This window comes from Bacillus sp. K2I17, from assembly GCF_002209985.1.
Classification (GTDB): Bacteria; Bacillota; Bacilli; order Bacillales; family Bacillaceae_G; genus Bacillus_A; species Bacillus_A wiedmannii.
Genome location: NZ_NJGF01000008.1, coordinates 169,439 through 193,250, shown reverse-complemented (window position 1 = coordinate 193,250; position 23,812 = coordinate 169,439). Strand labels below are relative to the sequence as shown.

Annotated in this window: 21 protein-coding genes and 1 pseudogene; 19 read left to right on the top strand and 3 right to left on the bottom strand. The window is 33.7% G+C overall.

The genetic code is table 11. From position 1 onward, the window contains the following. Positions 1 to 51: 51 nt before the first annotated feature. The 5 genes from CER22_RS12750 to CER22_RS12720 all read left to right on the top strand — a co-directional run bounded on the left by CER22_RS12750 (position 52) and on the right by CER22_RS12720 (position 9,936). The gene (locus tag CER22_RS12750) at positions 52 to 1,209 is read left to right on the top strand and encodes a GNAT family N-acetyltransferase (RefSeq protein WP_142293471.1); all 1,158 of its coding nucleotides are present in this window, start codon (positions 52 to 54) and stop codon (positions 1,207 to 1,209) included. Between the two features lie 287 nt (positions 1,210 to 1,496). Then, positions 1,497 to 2,063, top strand: a complete 567-nt coding sequence (locus CER22_RS12740; RefSeq protein ID WP_088063780.1) for a TetR/AcrR family transcriptional regulator — start codon at positions 1,497 to 1,499, stop codon at positions 2,061 to 2,063. 243 nt (positions 2,064 to 2,306) lie between these two features. Continuing rightward, a complete protein-coding gene (locus CER22_RS12735; RefSeq protein ID WP_142293470.1) occupies positions 2,307 to 5,423 on the top strand; it encodes an MMPL family transporter in 3,117 nt (1,038 codons plus the stop codon). A 383-nt stretch (positions 5,424 to 5,806) separates the two neighbouring features. Then, positions 5,807 to 7,432, top strand: coding sequence for an ABC-F family ATP-binding cassette domain-containing protein (locus tag CER22_RS12730; protein WP_000633870.1), 1,626 nt, complete (start codon positions 5,807 to 5,809; stop codon positions 7,430 to 7,432). A 530-nt stretch (positions 7,433 to 7,962) separates the two neighbouring features. Beyond that, positions 7,963 to 9,936 (top strand): LTA synthase family protein, encoded by a 1,974-nt coding sequence (locus CER22_RS12720; RefSeq protein WP_088063778.1) that lies wholly within the window; start codon positions 7,963 to 7,965, stop codon positions 9,934 to 9,936. A gap of 68 nt (positions 9,937 to 10,004) precedes the next feature. Here the strand turns inward: CER22_RS12720 and CER22_RS12715 are convergent, their stop codons facing one another. The 3 genes from CER22_RS12715 to CER22_RS12705 form a co-directional block, all read right to left on the bottom strand. Then, positions 10,005 to 10,673 (bottom strand): TerC family protein, encoded by a 669-nt coding sequence (locus tag CER22_RS12715; RefSeq protein WP_060487154.1) that lies wholly within the window; start codon positions 10,671 to 10,673, stop codon positions 10,005 to 10,007. 112 nt (positions 10,674 to 10,785) lie between these two features. Next, a complete protein-coding gene (locus tag CER22_RS12710) occupies positions 10,786 to 11,448 on the bottom strand; it encodes a DUF3841 domain-containing protein (RefSeq protein WP_088063777.1) in 663 nt (220 codons plus the stop codon). 184 nt (positions 11,449 to 11,632) lie between these two features. Continuing rightward, complete coding sequence (locus CER22_RS12705) at positions 11,633 to 12,460, bottom strand: peptidoglycan-N-acetylglucosamine deacetylase (protein WP_088608861.1); 828 nt, start codon at positions 12,458 to 12,460, stop codon at positions 11,633 to 11,635. Positions 12,461 to 13,025: 565 nt separating this feature from the next. On the opposite strand from CER22_RS12705, the gene CER22_RS12700 reads away from it, so the two are divergent. The 14 genes and pseudogenes from CER22_RS12700 to CER22_RS12635 all read left to right on the top strand — a co-directional run bounded on the left by CER22_RS12700 (position 13,026) and on the right by CER22_RS12635 (position 23,759). Continuing rightward, positions 13,026 to 13,415: a VOC family protein gene (locus tag CER22_RS12700; RefSeq protein WP_087983772.1), complete on the top strand. Its 390-nt coding sequence runs from the start codon at positions 13,026 to 13,028 to the stop codon at positions 13,413 to 13,415. Between the two features lie 11 nt (positions 13,416 to 13,426). After that, positions 13,427 to 13,612: pseudogene (locus CER22_RS12695) on the top strand (cysteine synthase family protein); the annotation flags it as partial. Positions 13,613 to 13,853: 241 nt separating this feature from the next. Then, the gene (locus tag CER22_RS12690; protein WP_088063776.1) at positions 13,854 to 14,537 is read left to right on the top strand and encodes a DNA alkylation repair protein; all 684 of its coding nucleotides are present in this window, start codon (positions 13,854 to 13,856) and stop codon (positions 14,535 to 14,537) included. A gap of 16 nt (positions 14,538 to 14,553) precedes the next feature. Further along, complete coding sequence (locus CER22_RS12685) at positions 14,554 to 15,255, top strand: nucleotidyltransferase domain-containing protein (RefSeq protein WP_088063775.1); 702 nt, start codon at positions 14,554 to 14,556, stop codon at positions 15,253 to 15,255. A 15-nt stretch (positions 15,256 to 15,270) separates the two neighbouring features. Next, complete coding sequence (locus CER22_RS12680) at positions 15,271 to 15,816, top strand: GNAT family N-acetyltransferase (protein ID WP_088063774.1); 546 nt, start codon at positions 15,271 to 15,273, stop codon at positions 15,814 to 15,816. A gap of 34 nt (positions 15,817 to 15,850) precedes the next feature. Further along, positions 15,851 to 16,351 (top strand): GNAT family N-acetyltransferase, encoded by a 501-nt coding sequence (locus CER22_RS12675; protein WP_088063773.1) that lies wholly within the window; start codon positions 15,851 to 15,853, stop codon positions 16,349 to 16,351. 15 nt (positions 16,352 to 16,366) lie between these two features. Further along, on the top strand, positions 16,367 to 16,888 hold the full coding sequence (locus tag CER22_RS12670) for a DinB family protein (protein WP_088063772.1): 522 nt from the start codon (positions 16,367 to 16,369) through the stop codon (positions 16,886 to 16,888). 69 nt (positions 16,889 to 16,957) lie between these two features. Then, positions 16,958 to 17,896, top strand: coding sequence for a DMT family transporter (locus tag CER22_RS12665; RefSeq protein WP_087980770.1), 939 nt, complete (start codon positions 16,958 to 16,960; stop codon positions 17,894 to 17,896). Positions 17,897 to 17,952: 56 nt separating this feature from the next. Continuing rightward, positions 17,953 to 18,363, top strand: coding sequence for a GNAT family N-acetyltransferase (locus CER22_RS12660; RefSeq protein WP_088063933.1), 411 nt, complete (start codon positions 17,953 to 17,955; stop codon positions 18,361 to 18,363). 309 nt (positions 18,364 to 18,672) lie between these two features. Continuing rightward, positions 18,673 to 19,863 (top strand): DUF418 domain-containing protein, encoded by a 1,191-nt coding sequence (locus CER22_RS12655; RefSeq protein WP_088063771.1) that lies wholly within the window; start codon positions 18,673 to 18,675, stop codon positions 19,861 to 19,863. Between the two features lie 189 nt (positions 19,864 to 20,052). Beyond that, complete coding sequence (locus tag CER22_RS12650; protein WP_088063770.1) at positions 20,053 to 20,664, top strand: hypothetical protein; 612 nt, start codon at positions 20,053 to 20,055, stop codon at positions 20,662 to 20,664. A 20-nt stretch (positions 20,665 to 20,684) separates the two neighbouring features. Beyond that, the gene (locus CER22_RS12645) at positions 20,685 to 21,932 is read left to right on the top strand and encodes a glutathionylspermidine synthase family protein (protein WP_088122404.1); all 1,248 of its coding nucleotides are present in this window, start codon (positions 20,685 to 20,687) and stop codon (positions 21,930 to 21,932) included. Positions 21,933 to 22,256: 324 nt separating this feature from the next. Continuing rightward, a complete protein-coding gene (aacC, locus tag CER22_RS12640; RefSeq protein ID WP_131233603.1) occupies positions 22,257 to 23,057 on the top strand; it encodes a BA2930 family N-acetyltransferase in 801 nt (266 codons plus the stop codon). A gap of 12 nt (positions 23,058 to 23,069) precedes the next feature. Then, entirely contained in the window at positions 23,070 to 23,759 is a 690-nt protein-coding gene (locus CER22_RS12635; protein ID WP_048566190.1) for a phosphopantothenoylcysteine decarboxylase domain-containing protein, read from the top strand. Positions 23,760 to 23,812: the final 53 nt, after the last annotated feature.

Sequence of the window (23,812 nt, the reverse complement as noted above, 5' to 3'; positions counted from 1 at the left end):
GGAATATTGAGAATTATGGTACAATTCAAACAAGGAATGGAGGAGAAATATATGAACGTTATACGATTAAAAGAAGATAGCTTTAGAGAAGCATTACGCTTATCGGAATACGCTTTTCAATATAAAGTTGATGAGGAACGATTGCAACAACTTACAAGGATGAAAGAAAGTCATGAAATATACGGTATTATGGAAGGGAAAGATGTAGCAGCAAAACTGCATCTTATTCCGTTTCATATATACATAGGCAAAGAAAAATTTAAAATGGGAGGCGTTGCAGGGGTAGCGACGTATCCAGAGTATAGAAGAAGCGGGTATGTAAAAGAATTGCTTCAACATTCACTTCAAACCATGAAAAATGACGGATATACAGTATCAATGCTACATCCATTTGCTGTTTCATTTTACCGTAAATACGGCTGGGAACTTTGTGCGAATCTCTTTGTATGTCATATGACAAAGAGTGATTTAGTTATGAAAAAACAAGTAAATGGTACTGTAAAACGTTTCAATAAAGAAAATCACCCAGAAGAGGTCGAAAAGATTTATGAAACATTTGCAGAACGTTTTTCCGGTATGCTAGTTCGCGATGAAAAATGGTGGTTACAAGCTGTTTATGATGATTTAACATTAGCGATTTATTACGATAAAAATAAAACGGCAGCTGGCTACATGCTATATAAAATAGAAAACTATAAAATGACAGTAGAAGAATTTGTTCCACTGCATAATGAAGCGCGAAATGGTCTGTGGAACTTTATTTGTCAGCATGATTCTATGATTAAAGAATTTGAAATGACAGTAAGTGAAAATGAACCGTTATTATATACACTAAAAGAGCCACGCGTGAAAGCAGAAATAAAACCATATTTTATGGGCAGAATTGTAGATGTGGAGCAGTTCTTAAAACAATATGAGTTGAATTGGAACAATGCACAGCAAGAAGTGATTTTACATATTATAGATTCATTTGCACCGTGGAATAACGTTACAGTGAGGCTTGCAAATCATGAAATAACAATTATAGAAGAAGAAATAAAGGATAAAGGAATTAGGCTAGATATAAATGCATTATCTACTATAATGTTTGGATACAAACGTCCGTTAGAACTTAATGAACTAGAATTAATTAGAGGAAGTGAAGAGGAAATACGAGCGTTTGAGAATATAGTTCCGGTACGTAAAGCATTTATTTATGATTTCTTTTAAAAAATAGGGCTGTCCAAAATCAAATTTTGGGACAGCTTTTTCTTTGGTTGTCGGTTTTTGTCGGTAAGTCGATATATTTTGAAAAACGCTGATATAATTGGAGATGCGCCGATATATCCTGAGAATCGCTGATATAATTAGATTTGCGCTGATATATTCTAATAATCGTTGATATAATTTTTTCACTAAAACGCAACCATACTTTGTCACGCACTTGACTTTTATTCCCTGTAATTTATAATTAAAAACGGAATGAATTTTCATTCCTGGAAATAGAGGTGGAAAAAATGGCTAAAAACAAACAAGAGGATATTTTTGATGCTGCGATGCAACTTTTCGCAGAGCGTGGTTACGATGGCACGACAATTCCAATGATCGCTGAAAAGGCAAAAGTCGGTGCGGGTACTATTTATCGCTATTTTGAAAATAAAGAGGCACTTGTTAACTCATTATTTTCAAAAAGTATGTTAGAGCTTTCTGAAATGATAAAAACGGATTTTCCTGTTGAAGCAAATATTCGTGAACAGTTTAGTCATACGTACAACCGTTTATTTGAATTTGCGAGAAACAATGTGGATGCTTTTTTATTTACAAATTCTCACTGTGATAGTTATTTTCTTGATGAACAGAGTAAGAAAATATTTGATGATTTTATAGGCTTCTTTATGAATATCATTGAAGATGGAATCGCAAAAGGTTTTCTTCGTCCATTGCCTCCAGTTGCTTTAATTATTATTGTATATCAACCGTTAGAACAATTAACGAAAGTAATTGCAACAGGGCAATTAGAATACTCGAAAGAGTTAGTAAAAGAACTGGAAGAAAGCTCTTGGAATGCTATTAGAATCATCTGATTCTATAGCTTATAAGTATAGGAATGAATATTCATTCCTGAATATATTTAAAACATGTGAGTAGGAGAGGATATTTGTGTAACAATAGGAATGAACATTCATTCCGGTAAAGGTAGTTTAATAGAGTTTAAAAAATAATGTAATAGAATGATAGGAATGAACGTTCATTCCTGAAAAGTATTTTTAAAAGGATAGGAATGAATATTCATTCCCTTTAAATTTTCAAAACGGGAGATGATTAAAATGAGTAAGCTGAAAAATTGGAGAAGTTTATCTTTTCTATTATGGATAGTTATTACTATTACAATGATCGTAACGATGCCTAATATGGATAAATTAGTGAAAGAAAAAGGGCACATTACGATTCCTAATACAGAACAAAGTAGTATTGCTGACAAGATGATAAAAGAGATGGATAAAGACGGGACTGAAAAGTATGAAATTATAGCTGTTTTTAATAGTGGAAGTAAAACAGCTTTAACAACTGAGCAAAAAGAGGAGATAATAAAAACAATCAATGCTTTACAAAATGAAAAAGTGAAATTAGGAATTAAGGAAGTTGTTTCACATTTAGATAATAAAGATTTGGAAAAACAATTGATATCTAAAGACAATACGACCATTTTAACGCAAATCTCTGTAGATAAAAAAAATGGTGAAATATCAAAAGTTGCAAATGGGCTTCATAAAAAAGTGCAAACGAAAGGGGTAAAAACGTACTTAACAGGAAGTGATTTAATAGCGGGTGATTTTCTTACTTCCTCTCAAGAGGGAGTGAAGAAGACAGAAGTTATTTCTATCATTTTCATTCTAGTTGTATTAATCATTGTATTTCGTTCACCAATTGTTCCAATTGTATCTCTTCTTACAGTGGGTGTATCATATTTAGTTTCAATGGGGATTATTGCACATCTAGTAGATCAATTTAATTTTCCGTTTTCTAACTTTACACAAGTGTTTGTAGTTGTTGTCCTGTTTGGAGTTGGAACAGACTATAACATTTTATTATATACAAGATTTAAAGAAGAATTAAGTAAACAAGAAAATGCATTTTTGGCTACGAAAGAAACGTTTAAATCAGCAGGGAAAACCGTTTTATATAGCGGGATAGCAGTACTAATCGGTTTTGCATCTCTTGCTTTAGCAAGTTTTAAATTATATCAATCTACTTCAGCAGTAGCAATTGGTGTCGCAGTATTATTACTCGTATTAACTACGTTAAATCCATTTTTCATGGTGCTTTTAGGAAAAGGAATGTTTTATCCAGTTAAAACATTTAAAGGTCATGAGGATAGTCGATTATGGGGATTTCTTGCGAAAAACTCAGTAGCAAGACCATTTGTCGCTTTAATCATTGTATTTGTGATATCGATTCCTTTCGTAATGAAATACTCTAACACACTAAATTACAATGATTTATTTGAAGTAGATAATAAATATGAATCGAAAATGGGGATTAACGTAATAGAAGAGCATTTTCCACCAGGTTTTTCTTCACCAAGTACGTTAGTCATTCAATCAGATAACAAGTTAGATGAGGCGAGTTCGCTTCAAACTTTAGACGAACTAACTGATAAGATTTTGAAAGTGAAAGGTGTTTCAGAAGTATATTCACCGACGCGTCCAACCGGTGAAAGGATAAAAGAACTATATATAAATAAACAAGCGGGAGAACTAAATACAGGATTAGGAGATGCCAATGGTGGTATAAAGGAAATTAATGATGGATTAACTACTGCGAAAGATAAAATGGGTAGTAAAGATTCAAATAGTCTTGCAAACGTTCAAAAATTAATTGATGGAACAACGGAAGCGAAAAATGGTGTAACAGCATTAGGAACAGCTTTAGATCAACTTTCAAATGGCATAAATGACGGAGCACAAGGTGCGCAGCAAATTGAGAGTGGGTTAACTTCAGTAAATGAAAATATTAGTGTATTATCTAATGCAACTTCACAACTTCATGCTGGTTATTCGCAGTTAGAAAAAGGTTTAAGTTCTTACGATCAATACTTCGGAAGTATTTCTCAAGCGATTGATGGTGCGAAAAAAGGCTATGAACAAATTGAAATGTTAATGACGAATTTCATTCAAACGAAACCAGAATTAGCAAATGATCCGAACATACTGCAAACGATAGGGATCGCTAAAGAGGCTCAAAAGCAATTAGGTGAGCTTTCAAATGAATTAAATAAATTAGCAACGCAACATAAAGCGGCAATGGGTTCATTTAAAGAAGCGAATCAAGCGTTATCGAAAGTGGATAACGGCTTAAAAGGCATGAGCGATGGAGTTACTAAGTTACAAAAAGGAGCAGCTGATCTTAAAAATGGATTAAATGAAGGTGCTACAGGTTCAAAACAAATTGCGAACAAGTCATCTGAGTTACAAACCGGATTAACAAAAATAAACGACGGGCAAGGTCAGCTATTAACCGGGCTGAAAGACTTGCAAGAACAGATGGGGCAATTACAATCAGGATTATCTAAAAGTACAGAAGGGCTTGAAAAGGTAAGTAACGGCCTAGGAGATGCTCAAAAATATTTAGGGGAACTAAATGAATCAAAAAGCTCTGAGAAATTTTATATCCCAAAAGAAGTGTTAGAGGGAGAAGATTTCCAAAAAGCATTGAATACGTACATGTCACATGATAGAAAGACTGCTAAAATGACAATCATTTTAGACGTAAATCCATATTCAAAAGAAGCGATGCCAATCATTGAAGAAATTAATAAAACGATAGACGGTACGTTAAATGGTACAGAATTAAAATCGGCGAAAAAAGCAATCGGCGGCACAACAGCTAGAAACGTTGATTTAAAAGAAGTAACAGGCCAAGATTTCTTACGTACAGCTACAATTATGTTAATTGGAATTGCGATTGTATTAATCATTATTACACGGTCATTTTTAAATACAATCTTTATTATTGGATCTTTAATATTAGCTTATTTTGCATCACTTGGCATAAGTGAACAAATTAGTACACACGTATTAAACGTAGAGTCATTAAGCTGGAATGTGCCATTCTTTAGTTTTATTATGATTGTCGCTTTAGGTGTGGATTATAGCATTTTCGTAATGATGCGATACAATGAGTTAGAAGGGGATCCCGCAACGAAAATTGTAAATGCATCTCGTCACATAGGAGGAGTTGTATTATCGGCGGCACTTATTTTAGGCGGTACATTTGCTGCATTAATCCCTTCAGGTGTATTGACGCTTATACAAGTAGCATCTGTTGTTGGTGTTGCACTGTTACTACTAGCTATCATTGTGATGCCAATATTACTACCTGCTTTAATAGGATTAACGAGTAAAATGAAGAATTATACGAAGAAATTAAGTAAAAGAAAATAAGAAGAATCCCCTTTTAAAAGGGGATTCTTCTTATTTAATAAACTTTTCCATCACGTCTTTATATTTTGCAAACTTTTCATCTTTCATTTCGCCATTTATTTGTATAGGAAGTGAGCGATAAACATTATGCTCCAATTATAAATATTTTGTTCAAAATAACTCCTCTTTAAATTGTGAAATTTGCTTCTATATAATATTGTTTCGTTAAAAAACAAACATTTTATTCAAGGTAGAAAAGGGATGAATAGCAATCAACCGTTGCTATTCATCCATCTTCTACTATATAATAGCTATAGTCTACAATAATTGAGTCGTAATATGCGATTTTTTAAGACAATCGGTGAGAAAACGCTGAAATAAGCGGTATTAGTAGGAGGACACAAATGATTACAGTAAGTAACGTTAGTTTGCGTTTCGCGGATCGCAAATTGTTTGAAGATGTTAACATAAAATTCACGCCAGGTAACTGCTACGGTTTAATCGGAGCAAACGGTGCGGGTAAATCAACATTTCTAAAGATTTTATCTGGAGAAATCGAACAATCAACAGGTGATATACATATTACGCCAGGTGAGCGTCTAGCAGTGTTAAAACAGAACCACTTCGAATATGAAGAGTTCCCAGTATTAGAAACAGTAATTATGGGTCACACGCAACTTTATAAAGTAATGCAAGAGAAAAATGCCATTTACATGAAAGAAGATTTTAGTGATGAAGATGGTATGCGTGCTGCTGAACTTGAAGGTGAGTTCGCTGAGCTTAACGGTTGGGAAGCAGAATCAGAAGCTGCAATCCTTCTTAAAGGTTTAGGTATTGGTGAAGATGTTCATGATAAGAAATTGTCAGAATTAACTGGGGCAGAGAAAGTAAAAGTATTACTTGCTCAAGCATTATTCGGTAAACCTGACATTCTATTACTAGATGAGCCTACCAACCACTTGGACTTAAAAGCGATTCAATGGTTAGAAAACTTCTTAATGAACTTTGAAAATACAGTAATCGTTGTATCCCATGACCGTCACTTCTTAAATAAAGTTTGTACGCATATGGCTGATCTTGATTTCGGTAAAATTCAACTTTATGTTGGTAACTATGACTTCTGGTATGAGTCAAGCCAATTAGCTTTAAAATTAACACAAGATGCTAATAAGAAAAAAGAAGAGAAAGTAAAAGAGTTACAAAACTTCATTGCACGCTTTAGCTCAAACGCATCTAAAGCGAAACAAGCAACTTCTCGTAAAAAATTATTAGATAAAATTACATTAGATGATATTAGACCATCATCACGTCGTTACCCATTTGTTGGCTTTACACCTGAGCGTGAAATAGGAAATGACTTATTAACTGTTGAAGGTCTTTCTAAAACAATTGATGGTGAAAAAGTGTTAGATAATGTGTACTTCACTTTAAATAAAGGTGATAAAGTTGCATTTATCGGTCGTAACGATATTGCGATGACAACATTATTTAAAATCCTTATGGGTGAAATGGAGCCAGATAGCGGTTCATTCAAATGGGGCGTTACAACATCTCAATCTTACTTCCCAAGAGATAACTCTAAATACTTTGAGAACAGTGACTCCAACTTAGTTGATTGGTTACGCCAATTCTCTCCACAAGATGAGTCAGAAAGCTTCTTACGTGGTTTCTTAGGCCGTATGTTATTCTCAGGTGAAGAAGTTAAGAAGAAAGTTTCTGTATTATCTGGAGGCGAAAAAGTTCGTTGTATGCTATCTAAAATGATGTTAAGTGGTGCGAACGTAATCACACTTGACGATCCAACGAACCACTTAGACCTTGAGTCTATCACTGCATTAAACAACGGTTTAATCGCATTTAAAGGTACAATGTTATTCACATCTCATGACCATCAGTTCGTACAAACAATTGCAAACCGCATTATCGAAGTAACGCCAAACGGTGTAATCGATAAAGAGGCTACTTACGATGAGTTCTTAGAAAATGAAGAACTTCAAAAACAAGTAGAAGCAATGTACAAAGGTCAATAATAAATGATGAAAAACCTCGCTCTCTTTATGAGAGCGAGGTTTTTTTATAATCTTTTATTTTATGAATTGTGAATAATTATACAGAAATAACTTTAGAGAAGAAAAGACCTTTTGATGTTACATATAGAGAAAGGACTGTAATTAAGAATAAACTTGAAATATATGAAGGAATTTAATATACACCGAAAAAAACAAATACTATCTATTGTAAATTTCACTATATTACATTAATGTTCCAGAACTGGAGAAATATTTATTTGCGAAGCAGTAAATAAAGGTTTATAGTATGTGGAGTCATAATTAGTGGATGAGACTTGGGAGAAAACAGAAAATGTTACAAATTTATTTTATTAAATAGAAACCAAGGTCAAAATGTCTAGAAAGAAATAGTTGAATAAATACTAGCTTCAAATTATAATTACTAATATTCTTCATTTAGTTAAACAAACAAAATCTATTTGAAGATAAAAAATTGAATAGAGACAGACTTATAAAAAAATAAGCCTTGGATGATCAAAAGAGGTGGAGAGATGAAGCAATTACTATTAAAGAGTAAGCGAGTGTTAAGCAATCACTTTGGATTTTTCGTGTTTGCCATTATTTTATTCTGGTTAAAAACATACGCAGCATATGTGACAGAATTTAATTTAGGGATATCCAACACAATCCAAAAGTTTTTACTGTTTTTCAACCCGTTAAGCTCAGCAGTTTTATTTTTAGGGCTCGCATTATTTGCAAAGGGGAAACGTGCTTACATTTGGTTAATTGTTATTAATTTGTTAATGTCTATACTGTTATACGCAAACGTAGTATATTATCGCTTTTTCAGTGACTTTATTACGTTCCCGACATTAACACAAACGAATAACTTTGGAGATTTAGGTGGTAGTATTTTTGCATTGCTACACGCATATGATCCACTATATTTCCTAGATACAATCATTTTAATTGTTTTAGTTGCAACAAAATTTGCAAATCCAAAACCAATTCGTGTTGCGAAACATAAATTATCACTAGTATTTGTAGCAGGTATTTTATTATTCAGCATTAACTTAGGTCTTGCAGAATCTGATCGTCCTGAATTATTAACAAGAACATTTGACCGTAATTATATTGTGAAATATTTAGGGGCATACAACTATACGATTTATGATGGCATTCAAAGTGCGAAAGCATCAACAGAACGAGCGTTAGCTGATGGAGATAATATGACAGAGGTTAGAAATTATCTTGCATCAACATATGCAAGTCCAAATCCTGAGTACTTTGGTAAAGGAAAAGGAATGAACGTAATTTATATTCATTTAGAATCATTCCAAAACTTTTTAATTGATTATAAATTAAATGGGCAAGAAGTTACACCGTTCTTAAACTCATTTACAAAAGATGCGAATACGCTATACTTTGATAACTTCTTCCATCAAACAGGACAAGGTAAAACATCTGATGCTGAGTTCATGCTAGAAAACTCAATGTATGGGTTACCGCAAGGATCTGTTTTTACAAATAAAGCTCATAACACGTATCAATCAGCACCAGCTATTTTAGGTCAACAAGGATACACATCAGCTGTATTCCATGGTAATTACAAAACGTTCTGGAACCGTGATGATATTTATAAATCATTTGGTTTCAATAAATTTTTTGATGCGTCGTACTATGATATGAATGAAAAAGATGTAGTAAACTATGGATTAAAAGATAAACCGTTCTTTAACGAATCAATTCCGTTATTACAAACATTGAAACAACCGTTCTATACGAAGTTCATTACGTTATCGAACCATTTCCCTTATCCAATTGATAAAGCGGAAGCAACAATTGAACCAGCGACTACAGGTGATTCATCAGTAGATACGTACTTCCAAACAGCACGTTATTTAGATGAGTCTGTAAAAGGATTTTTGGATTACTTGAAACAATCTGGTTTATACGATAACTCAATTATCGTTATGTACGGTGATCATTACGGTATTTCAGATAACCATGGCGCAGCAATGTCTCAAGTAATGGGTAAAGAAATGAACTCATTTGAAAATGCACAACTGCAACGTGTGCCATTAATCATTCGTGTCCCAGGAATGAAGGGCGGCGTACAACATCAATACGGCGGAGAAATTGATGTTCTGCCGACACTATTACACTTACTAGGTACAGATACGAAAAATTATGTCCAGTTCGGATCAGATTTATTATCACCAGAGCATAAACAAGTCGTTCCATTCCGTAACGGTAACTACGTAAGTCCAACAGTGACTGCACTAAACGGCAAATACTATGATACAGCGACTGGTAACGCTGTTGAATTAACAGACGAAATAAAACAAAATGAACAAATGGTTCAAAAATCACTAAAATACTCTGACCAAGTCGTAAACGGAGACTTATTACGATTCTACACACCGGAAGGTTTTACACCAGTAGATCGTTCGAAGTACAACTATAACCATCGTGATAAAAATAAAACGAAGGTAAAGACGACTGAAGACGGGGAAACGAAATAAATATTAAAGAGCGCTACTCATTTGAGTAGCGCTTTTGTTTGTACATATAACGTTGTCATTATATAGAATTATCTTTCGTTTTTTGTTTTTTGTTTCATCTTTCCAAAGAATACTACACCGGCAATGATAATAATGATAAATGCCCATTTTATGAAAGGATTACTTTCGAAAAATCCAGCGAACCATTTCTCATCTACAATCATTTTCGCAGCAGTATAAGCTAAAACAGCTGCTCCAATCGTAATGATGACAGGGAATCTATCGACCCATTTTAAAATTAAGGTACTGCCCCATACTACTACTGGAATAGATACTAATAGTCCAATGATTACTAAAGAAAAATTACCATGCGCAGCTCCTGCAACAGCGAGAACATTATCAATTCCCATTAATGCATCAGCTATAATAATGGTTTTAATAGCAGACCAAAATCCTTCTTCTGCCTTAATATCATGATCTTTACCTTCAGCAATTAATTTGTAAGCGATCCATATAAGGAGTACACCACCAATTAGAAGTAGCCCTGGTATTTTTAATAACCAAACGACAACTAAAGTAGCGAGGGCTCTAATCGCGATTGCCCCGATAGTTCCCCAAATAATAACTTTCTTTTGCTGATCTTTCGGTAATCGCCTTGCTGCTAACCCAATTACAATGGCATTATCACCGGCTAACACTAAATCAATTACAATGATGGCAAGTAAGGCAGACAAATATTCGGTTGAAAGAAAATCCATATACACATCACTCCTTAAGAGTAATATGTGCTAAAGTGTTGATAATATAAAAAATAGGATTGAATTTGTATACTCAATCCATAATTTCTTACTGTATTTTGATATATATGTTTTAATGCCGTATAATTCGCTTTTGCAATTTTTTTTGCTTGTCGTTTCTTTTTCTTAATTTTCGATTCATCTTTTTGATACGATTTTCTTTTCTATTATCCCAGTTATTACTTCTGATTTCATTAATAGATTTATCTTCCTTAGCACGAAAACGTCTGACTTTTTTTACAAAGGAAAGGGGGATTTTGCCGATAACACCTTGTTTTTCTAATGAGGCCTCTTTACCTTTATACCAATCAGGATGAGATAATAAATAGTCGAAGTCGAATATTAATCTGTACTCTTCATCCATAAAAGTAAACCAGTCTTTTAATGTTCGTTTATTTGTTTGATGAAAATACATAGAGCTAGCAGTCATGGCACAACACCAGTAACTAATATCACTCCATAGTACCCATTCATTCGGCACATCAAGTGTTAAAATTACCATTTTTGAATTTTCTCTACCCCAGGCTTTAGTATTTCGATCTGGATAATTATTTGCTTCCCAGACCCAAATAGGATAGTTACCTTCGTAGTGGGGTAATCTTTTTTTAGCTACACGTACCATCCAATCGTATGAATATATAAAATCGGGATCGATGTTTTCTTTACTTCCTTCTAAATAACCAAGTTTTTTAAATTGTTTCCATGCTGTTTCAGTTTGAACTGTATATACTATCATGTGACACCTACTCATTTAAATTAGCCTATAGTATAACATGACATGTTTTTAATTTAAATTAATGTGATTCTTAATTTCTATTCATATAAGGGAAGTAGGGAGTTGAATTGAATATACGAGAAGTAATACCCAATGCGATAAAAAAAGACTCAATAACCTACTAGAGGAAATCAAGTCTTTTTCATTACATACGATTATCGTGCCAGAAGTTTAATGGGAAGTGTTCGTTCTCACTATAACTTTCTAATTCATATCCTTTTTCTTTCAGCCCCTTAATAATTCCAGGTACTGCTTTAACGGATTGTGGATGAATGTCGTGCATAAGAATAACTTCTGTCGGTTTGTTAGCACCATTTAGAACGTTTTCGACAATTTTAGCTGATGCAGCATCAACAAGCATTTTGTTATATTTCCAGTCTAAAGAATCAATTGTCCAATCCCAAACTTTCAAGCCATTTTCAACAACTTTGTTACGAAGAGCTTCATTTAATCCTGGCATTGAACCGTAAGATGGACGAGTTAATACTGGTGATTTACCTAGAACGCCAGCGATTAAGCCTTGGTCTTCCTTCATTTCATCTACGTAATGACCTTCTGTGTAAAGTTTCTTGTAGTTATGAGTCATACTGTGCATCCCAACATAGTGGCCTTCAGCATCTTCACGTTTTACAAGATCAGGGAATGCTTTTACGTTTGAACCAATTAGGAAAAATGTTGCTTTTGCATTTTCTCTCTTTAACATATCTAAAAGCTCAGCTGTGTATTTTCCAGGACCATCATCAAATGTTAAATAAGCTACTTTTCTAACTTGCCCATTATATTGTTTTGGAGCTTCTTTCGGTGCAAGAGATGATTGAATTTCACTTACAAGTTGAACAGATTTTGCTTCATCCTCTGTACTTGCTAGAGCAATATGTGCTGATCCTAAAGCTGCTTCGTATGTAAATAATACCCCCGCGCAAATCAACATAGCCCTTTTTACTAAAGTTGTCATTCGAATTCCATTGTGCATAATTTTCCTTCTCTCTATAAAAGTTCTACTCTACTATATTAGCAATTATAGGGAGGTAATTGCAAAAAAACTTTTTTACAAGTGCAAAAAAGTTTGTTCAAAAATATGCAAGATTTTGTATCAATTGCAGTCTTGAAAAAACAGGGTGATTTTAATGTTTATTATGAAAATTTTCAGGAATTAAATTTGGTTCTTCTAATAATGATGTAGGTGGTTTTTAGGAGAATCGATATCAAAATGAAAGGGGACTAATCATACTTTCGTAGCATTTCATTTTCATTCCAATTATTGATTCGAATATTTTTGTTTTCTATTAAAATATTGGTATAGAAAAAATTAAATTTTAGTCTGGGGAACATTTGATATTATCGGAAGAACTATTTATTTCATCTCAATATTTACATAACTACTTTTATATGAATTTAATACTAAAGTCCTACTATTTATAAACTAATAGGTCTTTCAACTTAGGTAGTTCTCACACTAATGAGGGATATGAAAGGAAATATATGTAACTTATAATAATTACTATAAAGCTTTGGAAAATGAAAAGGAGGAGATTTGCATGAAGAATTGGGTTCAATTTAGAATGGCAAGACCAACAGATAAATTTGAAGAAGTTATAAGTTTTTATGAGACGGGGTTAGGATTAAAGCGTATAGGAGAATTTCACAATCATGAAGGATATGATGGAGTTATGTTTGGATTACCGGATGCCGAGTATCATTTGGAGTTTACAACGCATGTTAATGGAAGTCCATGTCCGGCACCGACAAAAGATAATTTACTAGTTTTTTATATGCCTAATAAAAATGAAATTGAAAAAATAGTGAATCGATTAAGTAATATGGGCTATCATGAGGTAGAACCAGAAAATCCGTATTGGATAGAGAAAGGGACCACAATAGAGGATCCAGATGGTTGGAGAATTGTACTTATGAACGCATTTGAATAAAGAAGCTCTTTTTGTATGAAATAGCACGTTTTTATAATGAAACTGGTATGAAAATAGGGACGTCTGCGGCAGCGAATTTATTAGCTGCTAAACAAATTGGAAAAGAAAAAGGTGCGAATTTTAATGTAGTTACAGTTTTTCCGGACGCAGTGTCTATAGAAGAGTGGTCAGATGTAAAGAGCTTACAACAAATATAGAGAAAATCGAATAAATAAAAGTTCTTTCATATTCTATTTCTTATACTTTGGAAAATTGATGAAATGAAAACCTGTATATGTAAAATGTACAGGTTTTTCGTGGTTGTGTTAGTTATCTGTAGAAACTTTAAAATTTCACATACCGTATTTAAAGAAATAAATATAGGAAAACCAAAAAGTAATGTAGAATATATCGTACATACATATATGAAGTTAACATAAAAGATAAAGAGGTGGGCATATGTTACTTGAAGAAGTAATGCAGCAACTAGAGAAATATGGAACAGAACAAAATCGTAAAACGTATAAAAACCACGGAGCGAAAGAGCCACTATTCGGAGTTAGTTTTGCCAATTTAAAATTGTTAAAAAAGAAGATAAAAAAAGATCATGATTTAGCAATTTCATTATGGAAAACAAAAAATATGGATGCAATGACTTTAGCAACAATGATTTTAGAACCAAAGCAAGTTACGACAGAACAGCTAAACAAATGGGTACAGGAAGTTGATTATTATTGTTTAATGGACGTTTTGATGACGGCTATTTGTACGTCGCCAATCGCGATAGAAAGAATGGAAGAATGGACAAAGTCTGATGATGAATGGATTGGAAGAGCAGGATGGTCTCTATTAGCAAATATAGCGATTAAAAATAAAACGTTACATGATGAATTCTTCACTCCGTATCTAGAAGAGATTAAAGCAAATATACATAATGAAAAAAATAGAAAAAAAGAAGCGATGAATAGTGCTTTAATCGCGATAGGAATTCGTAATGAAGACTTTGAGAGAAAAGCGATTGAAATTGCACGTGAAATTGGGAAAGTACAAGTTGATCACGGGGCAACGTCATGCAAAACACCAGACGCAGAACCGTATATACAAAAGGCGAGAGAAAGAGCTGAAAAAAAGAAAGTGAAATAAGAAAAGGGGAACGGTTATGAAACCAATGAAAGCAGCACAAAGCATAATTACATCACAATTTCCGAATTGTGATGTAGCTTTACTGGGAGGAAGCGTTGTAAGAGGAGAAGCGACAAAAACATCTGATCTGGACATTGTTATAGTTGATCAAAATTTACCGTCTTGTTATAGAGAATCTTTCTATAGTAATGGATGGCCTGTTGAAGTGTTTGTACATAATTTTGAAACGTGTAAAACCTTTTTTAAAATGGATTGTGACCGAGGGAGACCTTCGTTACCACAATTAGTTTCAGAGGGTATTGTATTAAAAGGAGAAAATGAAATTGTTGAGAAATTAAAAAGAGAAGCAAATGATTTACTAAATAAAGGGCCAGCTAAATGGACTGAAGCAATGATGAAGCAGAAACGGTATTTTATTACGGATACTTTGGACGATTTTATTGGTGCATCAAAAAGAGAAGAAGAATTGTTTATCGCGAATTTATTAGCTGATTTATTACATGAATATATATTAAGAGTAAATGGGAAATGGCTTGGAAGTTCAAAATGGTTTATAAGGGTACTTAGAAAATATGATGAACATTACGCAGATCAATTTGTAGAGGCGTTCGATCATTTTTATACAACGGGTGAGAAAAGAAACTTAATTACTTTTGTAGAAAAAACGCTAGAACAGTATGGAGGAAGAATGTTCGAAGGGTTTTCTATAGGAAAATAAAAAGGGGATAGCATAATGAATGTACCAATCGTTCAATTAAGAGAACTGACACTAGATGATGTAGAAGAGCGATATCAATGGTCATTAGATAAAGAAGTGACAAATCATTTAGTTGTACCGGATCAATATCCACCGTTCACTCGTGAAGATACGAAAAAGTGGATTGAAGCATGTATAAATCGAAAAAATGGTTATGAACAAAGAGCTATCACTACAGAAAACGGCATACATATTGGGTGGGTAGATCTTAAAAACTTTGATAAAACAAATAAAAATGCAGAACTGGGAATCGTAATTGGTAATAAAGAGTATTGGGGTAAAGGATATGGATTAGCAGCCCTATATAGAATGTTACATGTGGGATTCTTTGAATTTGAATTAGAAAAAGTTTGGCTACGTGTAGATGAAGATAATTTTCAAGCTAGAAAGAGTTATGAAAAAGCTGGTTTTGTTTGTGAAGGATTAATGAGAAATGATCGATTACGTCAAGGAAAGTTCATTCATCGTTATCGTTATAGTATGTTAAGAGAAGAATACGAATCTATAAATAGTAGTTTATAAAAATATTATGTTAACTTAAAGGAGCTGGAGATATATGATTCGATTACTTACGAAAGAAGATGCAAAACAATATTGGGAGTTACGTTTACAGGCATTACAAGTAAATCCAGAGGCATTTGTAACAACTTATGAAGAGGCGATTCGTCAAGAAAATCCTATTAAGCGAGTGGAAAATAATTTAACAGCTACTACTAGCTGTACATTCGGTGCTTTTAATGAAAAGAATCAATTAGTTGGAGTGGTTACTTTACTAACAGAAGAGAAAGAGGCGTATAAACATAAAGGTCATATCGTTGCGATGTATGTAGATGCAAGTAATCGAAGAAGTGGTCTTGCACGTGAGTTAATACGTAAGGCAATTGAAAGAGCAAGAGAAATGAGCTTAGAACAATTGAACTTAGGTGTTGTATCTACAAACGAATCAGCAAAAAAATTGTATGAATCAATGGGCTTTAAAACGTATGGGATTGAAAAGAGAGCTATAAAGATGAATGGTGTGTATAGTGATGATGAACATATGGTCTTGTTCTTTTAATAGAGGGAGTTTAGTATGAAAGATCTCCATTTAGAAAAAAATATGAACCCGCAAGTAGCAATTTTGTATGCGACGGTTACTGATACATTTAAACGACTGCAAAAGTTAGTAGAAGGTACTGATGAGAAAGAACTGTCCTTCAAAGGGGCAAAAAATAATGAAAATAGCATCGGACAACTACTTCAACATTTGGCAGTGGTTGATTTGAACTGGGTGTATCGCTTAAAAGGAGAAGCAGTTCCCCTCGCGCTTGAAAATAAATACGGAACTATGTTAAATGATGTAGGAGAACTACCAAGTTTAAGAAAACAGACGTTGCAACAATTAATGCAAGATTATGAAGCGGTGCAACATATGTTTTATGAGGAGTGTATGAAACTAACAGAAAATGATTTAACAAGGGAAGTTTTTTATGAGAAGGGAGAAACTGCGACTATAAGGTGGGGAATATGGCATATAGCCGATCATAATCGGTACCATCAAGCTCATATTAGTCAGTTAAGAAAACTATATAGAGCTAGAATAGATGCGAGATAAAGATTTCGAATTTTAATTATATTTAATTTGTTGTATAGTATAAGAAGAAACTAAACAAGGGGTTTTATAATGAAAGCTATTGCAGTAGGGATATTGGCATCATTTTTCTTTGCCTTTACCTTTGTTTTAAACCGGGCGATGGACTTAGAAGGTGGAAGCTGGATTTGGAGTGCTTCATTACGGTACTACTTTATGGTTCCAATGCTTTTACTTATTGTCATGTATAGAGGGAACTTAAAGCAACTCTTTCAATATATGAAAAATAATCCGAAAGAATGGTTAGTGTGGAGTATCGTTGGATTTGGTCTCTTCTATGCACCACTTAGTTTTGCCGGAGCTTTTGGACCTGGTTGGCTTGTTGCATCAACTTGGCAAATTACGATTGTCGCAGGAATTTTGTTAACACCATTTTTTGCAGTAGATCCATTACATAAAAAACTTCCAATAAAGGAATTAGTTATGTCTGGGGTTATTTTATGCGGTGTTGTACTCATGCAAGTAGAACATGCTTCTTCATTAGGAATTCGAGAAACCGTTTTATGTGTAGTTCCTGTACTTATTGCAGCGTTTGCGTATCCTCTTGGAAATCGAAAAATGATGCAAGTTTGTAAAGGCGAATTAGATGTATTCCAGCGAGTTCTCGGTATGACATTAGCAAGTTTACCATTTTGGTTTTTACTATCTGGTTATGAAGTATCAACAGGCGGATTACCGTCAAGTAGCCAAGTTTTCCAATGTTTTATTGTAGCAGTTAGTTCTGGTTTAATCGCGACAGTACTATTCTTCTTTGCGACAGATCTTGTAAAAGATGATCCACAAAAACTAGCAACAGTAGAAGCAACACAGTCCGGTGAAGTTTTATTTGCGCTAGTAGGAGAGCTTATCTTACTATCTGCGCCAATTCCGTCATCTTTATCTTGGATCGGAATGAGTCTTGTTATTGTCGGAATGATACTACATAGTTATGTAGCGGTCGTTGTGAAAAAAGAAGAAAAAATAACAGCGTAATGAGATTAGCTCTTTATAGAAAGAGCTAATCTTTTTTCATGGAAAGGAATGTAGAAATGAATTTGCAACGCGTGGAACAAATTGTGAAAGATCCAATTTTAAATGTGTTACAGTATGCAGTCGGGCCAAGTGAAACTAGCTTAAAGAAAGCAGTTTTATATTATGAGAGTAATAAAGGGACTTTGTACAGATATGAAGAAGAAGCTTGTATAGGTATTGAAATAATCGGAGCAAATAAAGCGAGAATATGTCACATAGCAGTCGCTCCACAATATCGTAATAAAGGAATTGCGTTGCAAATGATAAAAGAAGTAGTAAAAATGCTTCAATTAACTTATATAGAAGCAGAGACAGACAATGAGGCAGTAGAATTTTATGAAAAAATTGGTTTTCAGGTTAAAAGTTTAGGAGAAAGATATCCGGGGATTGAAAGATTTCATGTGTATTTTAAAAATAAAACATATTAAAATCATCTTAGAATATAATATCCGGAATAGGATTTGAAGAAATAGTTCGTTTTATATGTATCCTGCTATTTGTGGACAGTAAAACTCCCACCTCAAAATTTGGCTGGAGTAAGGAAGCTAGGTGGAAGCCCTGAAGCTCGTAAAAGCCCGATTGGTACGGAATAATAATTAGTGGGTGATGAACGAAACCGCCACTGCTTAAAGTTTCACTTTATTTGTTTTAATTTTAATAGCAACTTGTTATTAGTTTTTGACAAAAATGTAAGAAAGGTCGGAATGGTTAGTTGATGCTAAGGAAGGAAGTAAAATATGAGTAAATCAATAAATAATGTAACAATTGAGAAGAAGCGTGCAGTCTCATTAGATTTAGCAAGAGGTACTATGTTACTATTAATCGTACTTGCCCATGCACCGCTTTACTTGTATGCTGCAGATCCTGGAATTATGCATAGGGTGGAAAGCGGAAGTTTCTTTGATCAAATTGTAAACCTTTTTGGTATATTCATAATTGATAACCGTGCAAGAGCGATGTTTGCCGTATTATTAGGCTACGGTTTGGTTCTAGCACTCGAAGGGCAAATATCAAAAGGGAAAAATGAAAATCATGCTGTAAAAATAGTAAGAAGACGCTCTTGGTATTTAATACTGTTTGGGGTTGTGTTAGCAGTATTAATTGGAGGACAAGATATTCTTATGGCCTATGGTATAGCCGGGCTTCTTGTTAGCCCGCTATTAAAGTGTAAAATGAAAACATTAATTCGAACATTTACGATTATCACTATATTGTATATCATTTTTATCCCAATAATATGGGGATTTAATATGCAAGCAATAGGCGATTACGGTTTTTCACCAGATGTTTCAGCAAAAGACACGTATCTAAGTACTACAATGTTACGATTACTTTTCTTTCCTGTTATACCTGTTCTCATCCATTTTATGTTCCCAATTCTTCCTTCGGTAATTCTTGGTTTGTGGATTGCTAGATATCAGTTATTAATAAAACCAGAGCAAAATTTGAAAAAATTATATTATATAACAATTATAGGATTAGCAATTTCCTTAATAGGTGCTTTGCCTCTATCTTTTATAGGGACTTTATGGTATCCAAGTGTATTTACAGCTGGAATGATAAATGGAATCCATATTTTAACTGGAATTGTTGGAGGATTAGCATATGCAACGGGTTTCGGTATAATAGGGAGTAAATTGAAAAATCTAGGGTACTTTAGCCTTTCATTAATTGCTTTGGGAAAGCGCTCATTAACATTTTTTGTTTTGAATGAGGCACTGCTTGTTATACTTTTATCACCTGTAGCATTTGATTTAGGAGGGCATGTAAGTAACGCTCTTGCTGCATTGATAGCTATAAGTATTTGGATATTGTCTGTCATATTAGCTACAATAATGGAGAAAAACAATCTGAATGGACCATTAGAGATTTTATTGAGACGTTTAATATATAAAAATAAAACAATTGAAAGACGACCCAGGTATTAGGTCGTCTTTCAATTTATTATAGTCTATAAATAAAATTATAATCTAATGATAGTTTGTTTTTATTCATGGAATAAAAAGCATAAAATATGCAAATGTACATCTAAGGTATAGTTTGAAAAAAGTAAGATTTACATTATATAATAAAGGTATCTGGAAAAATATAGATAAAAGAAATTAGGTGTATAACACATGAGAATGGATAAAAGTAAATTTATAAAAATTGCTACTTCAATAGGGGTATCATCTTTTTTATTAACTGGATGTGGCGATTATGAAGAAGATACTGCTCAACAAGAAAGTACTGCTGTTAAAACGGATGGTGGAAAACAAGGAAATGAACAAGAAACTTTACATTGTGATGATAAAACTCCTACCAATGAAAATGTAGAAAATGATGAGTTATGCAAGGAAATTAATCCATCGTTTTCATCGTATAATGAAAACTCACATTTACCGATACTGCCATTCGTAGCGGGATATTTATTGGCAAGCAGAACTTCAAATATGAATTATTCAGCAAAACCCAATGTAATGAAAAAACCGTATGCAAATAATATTATTCCATATCGTGAAAAAGACCAAAGTAGAACTGGTGGCAGCGGTGGTGGAGGATACTACGGTGGAACTAACAGTAACAACAATAATTCTTCCAATAAAGTAGATTTAAACAAACAACAGCCCAATTCCTCAAATAAAGTGACGCCAGATACAAATACGCCGAAATCATCTACTACTCAAACGCCGAAAGTGAATTCTGGTTCAAGTGGAATTGGAAACGCAAAAGCGCCAGCCGGATCATAACACGAAAGGATAATAGGATCATGTATACAGAACAAGAGCAGAAAGAGTATATGAAAGTATGGTTTTCACTTGCGGAAGAGGCTGGTCGGAATGGTTTTACGTGGCCGAGTCTATTAGAAAATGAAGAATGGAATCAATATATGGCAACAGGTATGTATCGTATGCCAGTAAAAACTTATACTGCTATTTCAAAAGCGACAGAGGAAGTTATGTACGTGTTATATAGAACGTATCAATATATTGTCAATACAACAGAAGATTTTCAAAAACTAGGATTTCCAGCTGAAACGTGGGAAATTGCGAGAATGAAACATATTGGTTTGTTTTCATATTTTACAAGGTTTGACTTTATCGTAAATGGTGAAGATATAAAGTTAATAGAAGTAAATTGTGACACACCAACAGGTTATTTAGAGCCGTCTGTCGCAAATGAAGTGTTATGCCGTTATCACGACGTGAATCACCCAAATCATATAGAAGAGCATATTGTGCAGGCGTGGGAACAAATTAAACATGACTATAATATAGGTCCTGAAGAGACGATATATTTTACTAGTTATGATTGGCACGATGAAGATCATCAAACAGTTCAATTTTTAAGAAGCTATTGCTTAGATCAATCAACAGACTATATAGGAATACAAGATATCGTCGTTACAGATGATGGTATATATACGCCAAGTGGCGAACGAATCCATTATTTATATAGACTATATCCAATTGAATATTTAGTTTCAGATACCGATAAAAATGGGAAAAGAATTGGACTTCAGCTTTTAGATCATATAGCGCAAGGAAGAGTGAAAATTATTAATCCACCTGCTTCTTTTCTTATGCAAAATAAAAGTGTACTCGCATTAATTTGGCAACTGTTCGAAGAGGGAGTTTTCTTTGAGAAAGAAGAGCGAGAAATCATTCAGAACTACTTCTTGCCAACATATTTTACAAATAAACCGTTTATAGAAAGAAATGAATCATATGTTTCTAAACCTTTATACGGCCGTGAAGGCGGAGGAGTATCTATATACGAAAATGATGAACTATTGGCTGAAGATAAAACGAAGTATTACTTTGAACAACGGAAAATATATCAGCAATACATAGAAATGCCTGACTATACAATTGACACATGGGATGGTCCGTATACTGGTAAACTATTAATTGGTTCACACTGTATTAGCGGGAGAGCCGCAGGGTTATTTTTACGTGTAGGCGAGAAAATAACGGGAAACTTATCGATGTTTACAGGGGTTACAATTGAAGGGTAAATGAAACGGAAGAGCTTATCAGTTGTGATGGGCTCTTTCGTTTATATATAGTGTTTGTATTGTTTTGACGTATCACTTTTATTTTTCTTCATACTGAAAAAACGTATGTAATTAAGCAAATTAGTTCAAATAGTAGAAAAGAGAATAAAGTTTTTTTATTTATCTGCTATTGTTATTTGAGATCGATATATTGTCATTTGATTATTATGCATGTGAATTTATAACCTTTTTTTGAAGTGACAGAAATGATTAAGTTAAAAATTAAGAAAAATATGATAATATATGTATGTATTAGTTTTAAAAAATGGGGGAACAATCGTGAAAATGAATGACATAGTGGCAAGTACACAATTGCCAAATACAATCAAAACAATTACAAATGATTTAAGAGAATTAGGGTTAGAAAAAGGAATGACGGTTATTGTGCATTCTTCGCTCAGTTCTATTGGCTGGGTATCTGGCGGAGCCGTTGCGGTAGTAGAGGCGTTAATGAAAGTTATTACGGAAGAGGGAACAATTATTATGCCAACTCAATCTTCGGATTTATCTGATCCGAAACATTGGTCAAGACCACCTGTACCTGAAGAATGGTGGCAAATTATTCGAGATAACGTCCCGGCGTTTGAGCCACATATAACACCAACAAGGGCAATGGGAAAAGTAGTTGAATGTTTTCGTACATATCCGAATGTAGTACGTAGCAACCATCCATTAGGAAGTTTTGCTGCATGGGGAAAACATGCGGAAGAAATAACGATGAATCAGTCGCTATCAATGAGTTTAGGAGAGGAATCTCCATTAAGAAAAATATACGATTTAGATGGATACATATTATTAATTGGTGTTGGATATGATTCCAATACGTCTGTACATTTATCTGAAGTACGTACTGGTGCATGTGAGTTAATAAAAGTAGGGGCACCAATTATAGAGAATGGTGCAAGAGTATGGAAAGAGTTTGTTGATATGGATTACGATTCTGATAAGTTTGTAGAAATCGGTGTAGAGTTTGAGCGAAAAGGAACTGTAACAAATGGAAAAATAGGAAATGCAACGTGCCGTCTTATGAAGCAACGAGATATAGTTGACTTTGGAACAGAATGGTTTCGTAAGAAAAATCAGTAAGGGATGGTTACAATGAAGGGGAAAAAGGTATTAATTACGAGTGGTGGTTGTTTAGAAAAATGGGACCAAGTGCGTGGTCATACGAATATGGCAAAAGGAACAATTGGTAGAATAATCGCTGAAGAGTTTATAAGTAAAGGAGCACATGTTATATATTTACACGGTTATTTCGCTGAGAAACCGAACGATGTAAACAATCAATTAGAATTACACCCATTTGAAGGAATTGTTGATTTACAAGATAAAATGAAAAGTATAATTACACATGAAAAAGTCGATGCGGTCATTATGGCAGCGGCTGGATCAGATTGGGTTGTAGACAAAATTTGTGATCAAGATGGTAATGTTCTTAATATGAATGGGAAAATTTCAAGTGATATAGCGCCAATTATTCATTTTCAAAAGGCTCCAAAAGTATTAAAGCAAATAAAAGAGTGGGATCCAGAAACCGTACTCGTTGGCTTTAAACTTGAAAGTGATGTAAATGAAGAAGAATTGTTTGAAAGAGCGAAAAATAGAATGAAAGAATCTAAGGCAAATGTAATGATTGCAAATTCACCACATTCTTTATATTCACGTGGAGCGGTGCACTACGTAATTGGACAGGACGGTAAAGGGAAGTTATGTAATGGGAAAGATGAAACGGCGAAAGAAATTGTCAAAAGGTTAGAGGTACTATGTAATCACATTACTGCTTTATAATTTTAAGTATTTGGATAAGAGTGAATCCGCATAGTATATATAGGTAAGCGAAA